At 36.9% G+C, this 13,393-nt stretch carries 10 protein-coding genes; 9 read left to right on the top strand and 1 reads right to left on the bottom strand.

Annotation, left to right across the window (positions count from 1 at the left end; genetic code table 11):
• Positions 1-26: 26 nt before the first annotated feature.
• The 6 genes from BFL47_RS16845 to BFL47_RS16820 all read left to right on the top strand — a co-directional run bounded on the left by BFL47_RS16845 (position 27) and on the right by BFL47_RS16820 (position 5,595).
• Positions 27-1,118 carry a glycosyltransferase family 4 protein gene (locus tag BFL47_RS16845; protein WP_069660964.1) on the top strand — a complete coding sequence of 364 codons (1,092 nt, stop codon included), beginning with the start codon at positions 27-29 and terminating at the stop codon, positions 1,116-1,118.
• A gap of 16 nt (positions 1,119-1,134) precedes the next feature.
• Positions 1,135-2,127, top strand: a complete 993-nt coding sequence (locus BFL47_RS16840; protein WP_170827344.1) for a glycosyltransferase family 2 protein — start codon at positions 1,135-1,137, stop codon at positions 2,125-2,127.
• A 287-nt stretch (positions 2,128-2,414) separates the two neighbouring features.
• Positions 2,415-3,125 carry an SDR family NAD(P)-dependent oxidoreductase gene (locus BFL47_RS16835; protein ID WP_069660962.1) on the top strand — a complete coding sequence of 237 codons (711 nt, stop codon included), beginning with the start codon at positions 2,415-2,417 and terminating at the stop codon, positions 3,123-3,125.
• 133 nt (positions 3,126-3,258) lie between these two features.
• Positions 3,259-3,855, top strand: a complete 597-nt coding sequence (locus BFL47_RS16830) for a GDSL-type esterase/lipase family protein (protein WP_069660961.1) — start codon at positions 3,259-3,261, stop codon at positions 3,853-3,855.
• A 61-nt stretch (positions 3,856-3,916) separates the two neighbouring features.
• Positions 3,917-4,645: an esterase family protein gene (locus tag BFL47_RS16825; protein WP_069660960.1), complete on the top strand. Its 729-nt coding sequence runs from the start codon at positions 3,917-3,919 to the stop codon at positions 4,643-4,645.
• 224 nt (positions 4,646-4,869) lie between these two features.
• Complete coding sequence (locus BFL47_RS16820) at positions 4,870-5,595, top strand: response regulator transcription factor (RefSeq protein ID WP_069660959.1); 726 nt, start codon at positions 4,870-4,872, stop codon at positions 5,593-5,595.
• A 12-nt stretch (positions 5,596-5,607) separates the two neighbouring features.
• Here the strand turns inward: BFL47_RS16820 and BFL47_RS16815 are convergent, their stop codons facing one another.
• Positions 5,608-5,805: a hypothetical protein gene (locus tag BFL47_RS16815; protein WP_069660958.1), complete on the bottom strand. Its 198-nt coding sequence runs from the start codon at positions 5,803-5,805 to the stop codon at positions 5,608-5,610.
• 203 nt (positions 5,806-6,008) lie between these two features.
• Between BFL47_RS16815 and BFL47_RS16810 the strand changes: the two genes are divergently transcribed.
• The 3 genes from BFL47_RS16810 (at position 6,009) to BFL47_RS16800 (ending at position 13,385) form a co-directional block, all read left to right on the top strand.
• A complete protein-coding gene (locus BFL47_RS16810; RefSeq protein ID WP_069660984.1) occupies positions 6,009-6,467 on the top strand; it encodes a ferritin-like domain-containing protein in 459 nt (152 codons plus the stop codon).
• 241 nt (positions 6,468-6,708) lie between these two features.
• Positions 6,709-10,815 carry a two-component regulator propeller domain-containing protein gene (locus BFL47_RS16805; RefSeq protein ID WP_245681397.1) on the top strand — a complete coding sequence of 1,369 codons (4,107 nt, stop codon included), beginning with the start codon at positions 6,709-6,711 and terminating at the stop codon, positions 10,813-10,815.
• An 83-nt stretch (positions 10,816-10,898) separates the two neighbouring features.
• Positions 10,899-13,385, top strand: a complete 2,487-nt coding sequence (locus BFL47_RS16800) for a hypothetical protein (RefSeq protein ID WP_069660957.1) — start codon at positions 10,899-10,901, stop codon at positions 13,383-13,385.
• Positions 13,386-13,393: the final 8 nt, after the last annotated feature.

The raw sequence follows: 13,393 nt of genomic DNA, 5'->3' as shown, positions 1-13,393 counted from the left end.
AGTTCATTTTTATATACTACACCATTATGACAAAAGTTGGTATTTATTGCCCTTCCTGGATTTTAGGGTTCTATAACACGGATCAGCGAGTCGTGCAATCATTTGCACGAATACAAGATTTTACTGATTTGGAAACTAATTTCATTGCGAATTCTGGTTATACATTAAGTTTTAATATTAATCGGGTTGTTGAGCGCATAACGGGGAAGTCTATTTCAATGTATCACGGGTTAAAAAACAGCAAACAGGATAATGATGTAATTTACCTTTATGGCGCACCTTTAAGCAAAGACATTTTTTTTAAATCAGTAGGTGCGACCCCAGTTTTTGTAACCGCTGGATTTATGACTGATCATTACGTAAAGGATCTATTTGGGGTACTCACAGATCGTCAGAAAGAAGCAGATGATTTAGCGAGAAGAGTAGATAAAGCTTCTTTGATTCATTTTCATACGGAAGGCGGTCGACAACGATTTCTGAGCTATCGCCCAGAGTTTGAAAAGAAAACGGTTGCTATACCATTTTTCCTGCCTGGGATATCACTTCCGAATAGTAGAGTAGAGAATAATGAATCGAATAAGAAGGGCATTCATGTGCTATTTATTGGACGTGAAGGAAAACGTAAAGGTTTGCATGAACTGGTAGAAGCTCTTGATTCACTAGGGTCTGATTTCCTGAAATTGCACCAAGTATGTGTTACAATTGTGTCGAAAGATAAGCCACAACCAAAGTCTGATATTCACATCACTTGGCACGCTGAACTTCCACACCGTGAGGTTATTCAACTAATGCAGGAAGCCTCTATCTTTGTTTTAGTCCCAAGACAGGAATCTTATGGCTTGGTATTGATAGAGGCGATGATGTGTAAATGTGCCATTATAACGGATGATGACGAAACACGCAAAGAAATATTGGACAATACAGCTATTTATGTGCCATTTGGATCTTCAAAACATATTGCAAATGCGTTACTTCGATTGATTGAAGATAATATATATATGATGCATTTAGGTGAAATGGCGAAGAAACGCGCTGAGCGTTTATTTCATCCGAATATAGTAGCCACGCAGTATGAAAAATGTTTTCAAAGTATCGCGGTTTATGCGAATAGTATTTAATTAATATAGAATGTATATGATAGAAAAACCAATAATTTCTATTCTTACTCCTGTATGGAATGGACTCCCTTATATAAAGGAATGTATTGAATCTGTATTGATACAAGATTTTAAGGATTGGGAGCTCTTGGTCAGCGATAATGGATCAACTGATGGAACAAGAGAATATCTGGATAGCCTGAATGATTCACGAATAAAGATCTTTAAACAGGAGAAAAATCTGGGTATTATGGGGAATATTAATTTCCTATTTACACAAGCGAACGCTACAATAAGTCAGATTTTATGTGCAGATGATTATTTTACAGGGTCATCATCTCTTTATACTATTGTTAAGTATTGGGAAAAAGCTTCGCCTGATATAGGCTTTGTAAGATTTAATCATAATGAAACAGACGCATCAATTAGACGTATTGTTGATCTTCAAAATAGGATTATGCCTGAAATTCTTAGTCGGAATGAAGCGACTCTTTGGCTTTTTATTTTTGGAAATATTCCGGGTAATCTCTCTAATGTAAGTTTGCGTACTCAGCTTGTTGCTGATATTGGCTACTTCAATCAAAATTTACCTGCTGCAGGTGATTTTGAATTCTGGAGTCGTGCGGTAAGTAAAGTTTCTATGGGAATACAAAATGAATCAACTGTTTATATTAGGCGGCATGATAACGTAGCTTCTAATTATCTTAGTCAAAAAGGAGAATTCTATCTTCAGCATATTATGATTTACGAATATCTCATAAAGGAGTTAGATTCGCATTATGACCGAAAAAAACTTATCGCATACTTTAATTATGAGATTTGTTCTTATCATTATAGGAATGCATTTAAATCAGCTTTAAATGGTCGTTTCGGGTACTTCAAAACGCTGTTGAAAACGAACTCCTCTATTACTTGGTCAAAGGGGTTGCAAGTTGCTGCTTGTTTACCATTTGCACTTTTTAACAGTCATCAAAAGTTTACTATTCATATGGCTAAAATGTTAATCAATCTTAAACAGAAGCAATCTTGAGTGTTGGAGCATTAGCGTTGTAATCTATACTGCAAAAAGAATTATTTTAATACATAACACCACTTTAATTAAGTAAGCAGAATTCTATATATGTATTGCTACCATTAGGAACACCTGCAGTTATTGTATTGTCATGCCTGCTTTTTCTGTTGTGTGAACGTCCTTTTCTGATGCTTAAAAAAAAGCAAGAAGGTGTTAAATAATGAAATTGTTTCTAATCCATCAATTATTGCAACTTAGCAACAAACTAATTTACCAATCAGCTGTACTCCAATTAAAATCTACTAATGAATTTCTCAAAAAAAAATATTTTAGTCGTTGGTGGTAGTTCAGGAATAGGATTGGCTCTGGTCAAATTACTATCAACAAGTGGAGCTACTGTTTATAATGTGTCCCGATCAACATCAGATGATTGGCCTGAGGGTGTGCAGCATCTGTCTTTAGATGTTTTGGAGGACGTCAGCTCGCTAGTAACGTATCTTCCAGAACAGGTACATGGCTTAGTCTACTCTGTTGGAAGTATTAATCTGAAACCGTTCAGCCGTTTAACTGAAGAGGACTTTATAAATGATTACCGGTTGAATGTTGTGGGTGCTGTAAAAGTTATTCAGCAGGGATTAAAATCATTGAAGAATGCCAAGGGTGCTTCCATTGTTTTAATAAGTACAGTTGCTTCAAAAATAGGCATGGGTTTTCATACCAGTATAGCGGCCGCAAAAAGTGGAGTGGAAGGCTTGGCTATATCACTAGCGGCCGAACTGGCTAATCAAAATATACGTGTAAATGTAATTGCTCCTTCGCTTACGGATACTCCTTTAGCTCAACATTTGTTGAATACACCAGAAAAAAGGAATGCCTCTGCTGTAAGACATCCACTAGGTAAAATCGGAGAACCTGATGATATAGCAAAAGCAATTGGCTTTCTGTTATCAACAGATAGTGCATGGATGACAGGTCAGGTTATAGGTGTTAATGGGGGATTAGGAAGTATTATTTAGAATTTAAAATGTCTTTGGGGTATTACGGAGGGAACAAAGATTTAGATAGTTATTTGTCTGATTGCAGATTTTGTAAACTATTTTACCTGATCTTTAATTAATAGTAGAGCTTAGATAAAATAATAAACAGAAAATGAATTGGTACGAGGATGAAGTGAAAGAATTGGAAAAAGTTCATTTGACTATTGAATATGAGCCTGAAACGCTTTTTTATGGCAGCTCGTCTATACGTCTTTGGACTAGCCTATATGATGATTTTAAATATATTAAACCAGTTAACTTAGGATTCGGGGGCTCTACTCTAGCAGCCTGCGTTTGGTTTTTTGATCGAATAATGCTTTCTTATCAACCTAAAAGACTAGTGCTGTATGCTGGCGATAATGATCTTGGGGATGGTAGGAATCCCGAAGAGGTGCTTATTTTTTTTCAGCAACTGGTAGCAAAAACGGCCCTGCATTTTGGCAACATTCCTTGTTATTTTGTGTCCTTAAAGCCTAGCCCTAGTCGATGGCATATAGTTAATCAATTTAAGAGTGCTAATACTTTAATTAAAAATGAAATTGTAAATAGTGCCCATACCTGGAAGTTTGTAGATGTTTTTAACGAAATGCTGGATGTTTCAGGCCATCCTCAAAAAAAATATTATTCCAGTGATGGACTTCACTTAAGTGATAAGGGATATGAATTATGGAAGGAAGTAATTAGCAATCATATTACACACAATTATTAATCATTTTTTTTTATTTAGGTAACATGCAGTAGATATATTTCCATCTCTTGATCAGGAAAGAATGAACCGAGAATATCATAAGTGGTACAGCCCCAGTCTGCAACGGAATATGGAGCTTTTAGTTTTTGGCCACAGAGGCAGGGCTGTATTATTCTTTCCTACCCGAATGGCCCGGTTTTACGATTATGAAAATTGGCGAATTATAGATGCCTTGAAAGATCGCATTGAAAATGGAGAACTTCAGCTGTTTTGTGTGGATAGTGTTGATGTTGAAAGTTTTTATAATCAATATGTACATCCATCGGAACGTATCAACCGCCATTTGCAGTACGAGCAATATATTTTACATGAGGTTATTCCATTAATGCACAGTAAAAATAATGGAAATCATCTTGAAGTGGCCGGATGTAGCATGGGGGCTTACCATGCAATTAATTTGGCTTTGAAATATCCTTATCTGTTTTATAAAGTAATAGGCATGAGTGGCAGATATGATCTTAGTCAAAATATCCAATATTTTAAAGACCTTTTTGATGGTTACCATAATGAAAACATTTATTTTAATACACCTGTGCAGTTCATTGCTAATATGCACGATGAGCATATTTTAAATAACATTCGAAAGATGGAGATTATTATGGCCATCGGGCAAACAGATTCTTTTTTATCCGGTAATCAGGAATTCAGTCGCGTGCTGTGGACAAAAGGCATACCGCATCATCTGTACGTTTGGGATAAAGATGCTCACCGACCTCGTTACTGGAGACGTATGGTACAGCTTTATTTATAAAAATGATCAACTCGAACCTTAAGTTTGAACCCATTTAGTGCTTAAATTTCTTATTTGCCGCCGTAATATCGTTTAACGTAATACGGCGGCTTTTTTATTTACTTTAATGGTTGATATATTTCAATGATTTATTTCTGTTTCGTATTATTCTTATTACATTTATATAAGTAGCTATAAATCTGCTATGTAGCTCTCATAATTAATCACAACATATTTTTATCACTATGAATGCTCAAGCCCTCGTTCAAACTGAGTTCCAGGAAACATTCGAAGCACAGCTTCTCTCCCTCGGTAAAAATGTTGCAAAGAACTTATTCCGGATTGAGGATATTGGCGATTATATTCCTGGCAGTGTGATGGTGCAGGATTTGGGCGCAATGAAAAATACATATATGAACAAATATGGATGTGATTATTTAAGACATAGTAGTGAAGAATTGCAAAAGATGGGTGTGGAATATTTTGATCGTTTCTTTCCAATAGAAGAAATATCGATACTTAAACCTGAGTTAATAAAATTTGTAATGCAAGGGGATGAAAACAAGGTGTATTCCTTTTTTCAGCGCGTTAGGGCGGATGCAAATAGTGACTATAAATGGTATTTTACTACCTCAAAGTTGTACCCTGCTGATGTTCCTGGTAATCCATTGAAATTAGTTCATATAGCCGTTCCTGCTGATATGTGTAATTTAGTGGGTAAGAAATTTACAGATCTGATTGAAGATGATGCTTTTATGCGTAAAAACTACCATCATTTTAATCTTTTAAGTGTTCGCGAAAAGGAGATTATTCACCTGATTGTGGAAGGTAAAAGTAGTTTTGAGATAGCAAATCAACTTTTCTTATCTATTCATACGATAAACAATCATAGAAAAAATATTTTACGTAAGCTGGAGATTAACTGTCTCTCGCAGCTGATCAAGTTTGCTTATGCTTTTAATATTGTTTAGTTCTGTGTAATTCTACCTTTCACCGGTAAATCCTGTTGCTCTATTTTTTAGGGAGGCACCGTCGATAAATTTGCTGGTATAATTTGCTTCTCCCAGTGGTAAAATTAAATTTGCTGTTTCTGTCACTGAGCCACTGATTAAAACATTTGAAAAAAATAAACCGTCAATACTAGTGTCGTCATCTCTGCAAGCTGCTAATATTTGCTTCATGTCAAGTCTATAAATTTATATGAATGGGACTGAATACCAATAGCTAGCACTAGCTATTGGTATTCAGAAATTGGTTCCTTCTCAAGGTACATTTGGTTCAAGAAAACAATAGTATAAGGCCTGATAAATTCTTTAATTTCCTGAAACAAATGCATTAGGCAGAGGTTATTATGAGATTAAATTTATCTATTAATTATCTTCTTATGGGAACTATTGAAAATACCGTTGAGGTTTTAAATGACCTATTACAAATCAACAATGATCGTATTACAGGTTACGAACATGCCATTGATGAATCTAAAGTCGAAGACCTGGATTTAAAGGCAATTTTTGAAACGTTAATTGCACAAAGTAAACTTTATAAAAGCAGTCTGGAGCAACAAGTGATTGCTTTAGGTGGCAGTCCTGATAAAGGCACAACAAACAGTGGCAAGATTTACAGAGTTTGGATGGATGTGAAAGCAACATTCACAGGACATGACCGTAAGTCAGTATTAGAAAACTGTGAGTTTGGAGAAGATGCTGCTCAGAAAGCATATAAAGAAGCATTATCTACAGATAATGATCTTCCACAGGATATCAGGTCTATGATTGTAGATCAGCAGATTGAGCTTAAGGTAGCACATGATAAGATCAAAGGTCTTCGTGATGCACAAAGTTAATTAGTTTTTCACGTGAATTAAAAAGGGCTTGCAATTTATTTTGCAGGCCCTTTTTAATATTACCTTTTTATCCTTCTGTTCTACCATCAAAGCCAACCCCACAATTAGAAACGCTAATAAGGCGATATAAATAGTCCTGCTAACCTAAAAATTATATCTGCAAACCAAACTTCAAAAAGCAATTCCTTCCGTTATTATCACTATATTGTATGAGCTAATCGCGAAAATTATATTCTTACAAATGAGAAATTTGTCTGGGTTTTATATACTAACTCTTTTAACATGTCTTTTCAAAACTACCTCCGCTTTTGAAATAAAAGTGCCTGAATATTTCTATTATCAACGGTTTGATAATCGGAATGGATTGTCCAACAGCGCCGTGAACATCGTTTTTCAAGACAAGGATCAACTGGTTTGGATAGGAACATGGGATGGATTAAATATGTATGATGGTACTGATTTCAGGGTTTTTAATTACACCAGTGAAAATCAGTCAGGCAGTATAGGCAATAATGTTATTCAAGATATTAAGGAAGATAAGAATGGCAATATCTGGATCAGCACAATTGGTGGAATTACCCGGTTTGAGAAATCAAGCGGTAAGTTTTATACTTATTTTTATAATCTGGCTACCAAAAAAAGCATAGCAGAAAAAGAGTATGAGTTAGCAATTGTTGCTGATGAAACCGTCTTCTGCAATAGTAAAACATTTGGATTAAGTCGCTTTGACCCGAATACCAATACTTTTAAAAGGATCCTTCCGCTTTCCGGTAAAGGGGAAACAGTAAAAATGGAAAGCAGCAGGAAAGGACTGCTATGGTTTTTACAAAGTGATAGAACTTTGATAGCATGTAAGGTCACATCAACAGGACTCAACCGTATTAGAACCCTCGAACTTAAAGGCCAGATCAGTAACTTTTTCTTAGCAAATAATCAAATCTTCCTCACGGACAATACGAATAATTTGTTCGCTTTAGACCCTGAATTTAAAGTGAAAAAGATAGCTCATTTCTCCAGTGGAATCAAGTTGATTAGTTTTTATCAATCCAATTATGTGATAGCTTGGGATTCACAGGGAATATCCACCTTTAACACGAATTTTGAGCCAAGTGCTTTTATGAAGGAGGAGGTGAAACAACTCGTAAATAGCAAGGTGACTTCCATAACCTCAGCAAAAGACCATGTGTTATGGGTTGGAACAGATGGCAATGGATTGATCAAAATTTACCCTAAAATAAACCACTTTGGCTTGGTAAACAGAAATACGGCCAATGACTTAAATAAACCAGTTCGCGCCTTTGAGGAGGTTGATGGTAACCTGTGGGTTGGGACAAAAGGCAAAGGCATTGTAATCTTAAACGATTTCTGGACAAAATCAAAGCTGCTCCATTCCGGAAAAGATTTAACTACTGCTAATGGTCTGGAGAATAACTCGGTTTACGCTATAAAAAAGGGCGTCTACCCTTACGTTTATATTGGTACAGATGGCAATGGAATTGGCGTTTATGATTTAAAACGAAAACGAAGTATTCGATGGTCTGAAATTTTAGGCAGAGCAAAATTGCCGGCTTTTGGTTCTGTTTATGCGATCCTGCAGGATCGGGACCAATCATTATGGTTGGGAACCAGTGGCAGTGGGCTGATCCATTTGGATTTTATAGTGAACCCCAACGGGTCATTGAGTTTAAAGTACATGAAGCAGTATCTTTCCAATAGCGGCAATGGACCTGCTAACGACATTATTTATGCATTAAGTGATGGAGGTGATGGCCGTTTATGGATAGCATGTCGGTATGGAGGGTTAAGCGTTTTAAATAAAAAAACCGAACGATTCAAAACTTTTAAAGCCTTTAGCTACCCAAACAGTTTATCAAATAACGATGTGCTCTCCTTATATCAGGATCAGCAGAAAAGGTTATGGATTGGTACCAGCTATGGGTTGAACATGCTGAACCATAAAGAGTCTCTAAAAGACAAACCGATATTTAAGAAATTTACGATGAATGAAGGCCTTCCAAATAATACGATTCATGCCATTGAAGGGGCGCGTTCGGGAAGTATTTGGGTAAGCACGAATAAAGGATTAGCCAGCGTCAATCCCATAAATGGTGCTATTGCTAATTTTAGAGAGAGTGATGGACTGCAAAGTAATGAATTCAGTGATGGTGCAGTGTGGAAATCTCCAGTTGGTTCCCTATATTTTGGTGGAATTTATGGGTTCAACTATTTCCTTCCTGAAAATATTATTAGCAATAAAGTTCAGCCTAATTTACTGGTTTCCGCTCTTCAAATGGGCGGAAAGAATCGGGAAGAAAATATAGTGCAGGTTTTGAAAAAAGCACAGGGAAATATTCCTGAATATACCCTGGAACGCAAAAATAACTTCTTTCAAATCAAGTTGAAGTCAATGAGCTTTTTAAACGAGGCCAAGAATGAATTCGCTTATAAATTGGAAGGTCTGGATAAAAACTGGATCTACTCAGGCTCCGTTGGGAATATTGCCTATAATAACATTCCGCCCGGTAAGTATTCACTTAGTGTCAGATGGAGCAACGGGGAAGGGGTCTGGACGAATGGAGTGCAAGTGTTTACGTTTCGTGTCGAACAATATATATGGTTAACCTATCCTGCTCTGTTTTTATATCTTCTATTAATCATAGCTGCCGGATATTCCTTTCATCTCTATCGAAAAAATAAACTAGATATGAAATATCGCTTGCAGATGGAACATCTTTTAAGAGAAAAAGATGAAGAGGAACATCAGCAACGTTTAAAGTTTTTTACCAACATCGCACATGAAATTCAAACCCCATTAACGATGATCATGGGTTCGGTAGAACATTTTTTACAAACCAAGGGTACCGATTATTTTATATCCATGGTGCATCAGCATACGGCCCGACTCACCTATCTGGTGCAGCAACTGATGGAATTCAGAAAAGCAGAAGCAGGGTACCTGACTAAAAATAATGACTATTTGGATATCAGTAAAATGCTCGATAGTCTTTCCCTTTTATTTATTCCTGTCGGCGAACGAAATAACCAGACCTTTATCAGAACGGTACAAGGAGATGTAGCTGGTTTTATAGACAAAGATAAACTTGAAAAAATTCTCTTTAATTTGCTGTCCAATGCCTTTAAGCACTCCGGAAAAGGCGAAACGATTCTATTTAAATCGGTATTCTATCTGGAAGAAAATATATTAAAGGTGAGCGTATCCAATTCAGGTTGCAAGTTAAGTCCAGAAAACCTGCAACAGATTTTCAATAAGTTTTATGTCAGTAGCGAACATCAGGAATTCAGCACAGGGATAGGATTAGCATTTGCCAAAGAACTGGTATCACTGATGGGAGGTGATATAAAAGTCAATTTAGTAAATGAATGGATCGAATTTACAGTTACCCTCCAACTTGAACTGGTAACCGTTGATGGTAAGGAAGCAAAGGTCATCACTTCAGCACCTTCATCTTTGTATGAATCCCTGGTGAAAGTATATGAGCATCCTGATTTGGGATCTTCAGAAGAAGAGAATAAAAATAGCTTAATTGATACCCTGCAACAAAAGAAGAGGTCCAGTATTCTGTTAGTAGAAGACGATCCCGAACTTCGTTATCTGCTACGCAATATCTTAAAAGCACAGTATATTATCTACGAAGCGAAGAATGGTCGTGATGCATTAAATTTTCTTTACAAAACGATACCAAGCCTGATTATAAGTGATGTCATGATGCCAGATATGGATGGTCTTGAATTGTGTAAAGCGGTAAAACAAACGCCTGCTTTGGCCCAAATCCCTTTTATTATCCTATCTGCAAGAGGATCGGAAGATAATAAAGCCGAAGGTTATGAGCTGGGCGCTGATGCCTATATTCCAAAACCTTTTCAAATTAGCTACCTCCATGTAAGGATCAGAAAGCTACTCGACTACCAGGAACGGATGAAAAGCCTGATCAAGGATCAAAATATTACGAATCAGTTTATGGATGCTGATATTGCAGATACAGATAAGAAATTTCTTGAAGCCTTGTTGAAGGTTATTGATACCAATCTAAACGAGCCTGATTTGAATGCAGCCATCCTTGAAGATGCACTTTCGATCAGTAAAATGCAATTGTACCGAAAGTTAAAATCACTTGCCGGGATGACTCCTGCCGAATTCATAAAAAGGATTCGTTTAAAACATGCTGCTGATATGCTGCTAACCTCACAGTACACTGTATCGGAAATTTTTTACCGTACCGGGTTTAATAACAAATCTTATTTCTTCCGCGAATTCAAAAAGATCTACCATTGTGCACCAAATGAGTACCGCCAGCAACAATACGAGGAAAATTTAACCTCATTGTAACTATAGTGAACTAGAATGCAACTATAGTGTACCACCATAGGTGCATTGCCAGTCTATATTTGCTTCAATCAAAAACTAATTGAATGAAGCTCAACCTTTCCTATCGGTCTTATCCGCCGAACTTTGTAACTGTATTTTTTAGTATTATTTTAAGTGTTACTAGTCTCTTTGCACAAAATATTCAACTTAAAGTTTTGGGCGATACCACTAGTGGATTTCGGGTAGGTTTATATGATGGCAATAAGATGCTGTTAAATAATACGGAAGAGCTCTCCCTATTAATAACAAATGCAGACTTAAGTGAAAAGGCGTTATTGCCCAACTGGAAAGGGGCAAAATGGGAAGGTAATGATAGTATAGTTACATTAAGCAGGGAAAGTTACATACCAGAGTTTGATGTAAATCTTTCCATAACCGTGATTTACAAGATCATTAATAGTCATGTTGTAAAGAAGACTATAAGTCTATTTCAGCCTGGTATGCCATCTATGTTTTATACATTAAGGGAAAAGTTTATTCCGGCTGAAAAACCAAAGAAATATATAAGCTTTGAACACGATAATTTTCCTGGTGGCTTTGTTCATGAAATGTATCCTGCAGTGGGCTTCGTAAACAAAGAAAATCAGGTAATTGGTTTTTTAATGGAAGCCGGTTACAAAAATCAATATACGCGAACTACCCGTCGTAGATTCAATGGACGAGGTGGCGGATTTGTCGGGATGCGTAAACTTCCTGACCCCGAATTGCTTTCTGTAGCCACACTAGCTGAACAATCTGCCAACCAGGATTACATAAAGCAAACCTTCGGCGAATTATTTAATCTTGATGCAGGGACAAACAAAGCGGTAAAGCTTCCTGATGTGTATCAAAAAATAGGGAACCTCAAGGTAACCAAAGTAGGACCGCTAATTACCATGGATTGCAAGCCTTCCCCTCAGGCAGGTATAGAAATGATCGCTCCATTTAAGGATCAACGATATTACACACTATCTTTTCTTTGCAAGGGAAGTGCTTCCGTAGCATTGAAGCTTTTTAGAATTAAAAATGGTAACAAGACGGTAGAATTAGAAAATGGAGTAAAATATATTGACAATTTTAAGACTAATGAACAAAAATGGACCTTGTTCAAAGGCAGTATTATGGTTCCCTATATTGAAAATGATAGTGTCTCGCTATTCATCGGGACGCAAGCTAATAAAACAGGCCAGTTACAAATAAAGGACTTACAGGTCACCGAACATCAGCCACAAAGGGAATCCTACAACATTCTTCCAATGGGAGAAAAAGTAGAAAAAACGAGCTATATTTTTGTGGAACCATGGAAAGATCATCGGGAATTCGTGCTGTCTGCCCAAACAAGGCTTGCAGAAGGAAAGGGATTTAAAGGGTCACAAATAGAGAAAATGTTGTATGCGAATCTTAATATGCTGACCTGGATTACAGCTATAAATGATTTTAAACCATTTAATGTGCCTAACATGAATTACTCGCCAGATATGTATAACCGCGATTCATTCTTTTCCATAGTAGCTACCTACAATAAGGAATTAAACCTCAGTATTTGGGATCAGTGGTCTAAAACTCAAACTCCGAAAGGAGGTATCGGAACGATAATTACACCCTACATGGGTTCGGTAGAAGCTAAAGATAATGAGGCAACAATAGAATGGCTGATCTGGGCAATGATGAACAAAAGGCGCTTTAATGTTACACTGCCGGCTGATAAAATTAAAAAGGCCGTAGACTATGTTCTTAATGAATTTGATGCGGGCAAAGATGGGAAATGCAGATCTCATTTTTCTATGAGTCAGGTTGATATTGTAGATTATCAGCCCAAAACGGATCGCCTAGCTGTGAATCAAGGGATGCTCGCTATCGCATTGAGAACAATTAAGGAACTAGGTTTCCCAATAGAAGAAGCTTACATTCAGAAAGCAGAGCAGGAATACAGAAAGTTCTATGACCCTCAAAGAAAACATCTGCTTTTTGATCGTAATTATCCAGATATTATAACCCTAACCGATTTGGAACCGGAGTTCTTTTCTCTTTGGTTATTCAACCGACCCTTGCTAACAGACGAAATGGTCATTAATCATCTGGAGCAAATCCCGATGCTCAATAAAGTTGCTAATTCACCACATCCACAATATGGCACCACTGCTCCAATATGTGTAAGAGTAACCTCGGATCAAAAAGGATTTGCCTATTTAAGTGCTGACTATCAACCATTCGCAGAATTTGGAGCCAGTAACTATGCAAATGGTCAAAGCGATGGCTTCTATTATAATGGAGGGAGCTGGTTGAGAGCTGAATACTGTGCATATGTCACAGGATTAAAACATGGATGGAAAAAAGCTCCAGCGTTAATGGAAAACCGTGTTTGGGCCGAAATAAACCTGAATCCTGAATGGCCTTACAGCAAAGAGTTTATACCTACCAAATGGACAACAACTGATTCCTGGTGGCCATCGACTAGAGGGTTATGCTGGAATGTTTTTATTTTAATGGCCAATGAAGTGGCAGGATTACGCAGCCCTGATATGGATCCTGATTATGTGAAACATCAATAATTCAACCC

This window comes from Arcticibacter eurypsychrophilus (assembly GCF_001730525.1).
Classification (GTDB): Bacteria; Bacteroidota; Bacteroidia; order Sphingobacteriales; family Sphingobacteriaceae; genus Arcticibacter; species Arcticibacter eurypsychrophilus.
This window is presented reverse-complemented; position numbering and strand designations above follow the sequence as displayed.

Excerpts from the sequence above, each read along its gene's own strand:
- BFL47_RS16845 (WP_069660964.1), top strand. The coding sequence starts at position 27 with ATGACAAAAGTTGGTATTTATTGCCCTTCCTGGATTTTAGGGTTCTAT.
- BFL47_RS16840 (WP_170827344.1), top strand. The coding sequence starts at position 1,135 with ATGATAGAAAAACCAATAATTTCTATTCTTACTCCTGTATGGAATGGA.
- BFL47_RS16835 (WP_069660962.1), top strand. The coding sequence starts at position 2,415 with ATGAATTTCTCAAAAAAAAATATTTTAGTCGTTGGTGGTAGTTCAGGA.
- BFL47_RS16830 (WP_069660961.1), top strand. The coding sequence starts at position 3,259 with ATGAATTGGTACGAGGATGAAGTGAAAGAATTGGAAAAAGTTCATTTG.
- BFL47_RS16825 (WP_069660960.1), top strand. The coding sequence starts at position 3,917 with ATGAACCGAGAATATCATAAGTGGTACAGCCCCAGTCTGCAACGGAAT.
- BFL47_RS16820 (WP_069660959.1), top strand. The coding sequence starts at position 4,870 with ATGAATGCTCAAGCCCTCGTTCAAACTGAGTTCCAGGAAACATTCGAA.
- BFL47_RS16815 (WP_069660958.1), bottom strand. The coding sequence starts at position 5,805 with ATGAAGCAAATATTAGCAGCTTGCAGAGATGACGACACTAGTATTGAC.
- BFL47_RS16810 (WP_069660984.1), top strand. The coding sequence starts at position 6,009 with ATGGGAACTATTGAAAATACCGTTGAGGTTTTAAATGACCTATTACAA.
- BFL47_RS16805 (WP_245681397.1), top strand. The coding sequence starts at position 6,709 with ATGAGAAATTTGTCTGGGTTTTATATACTAACTCTTTTAACATGTCTT.
- BFL47_RS16800 (WP_069660957.1), top strand. The coding sequence starts at position 10,899 with ATGAAGCTCAACCTTTCCTATCGGTCTTATCCGCCGAACTTTGTAACT.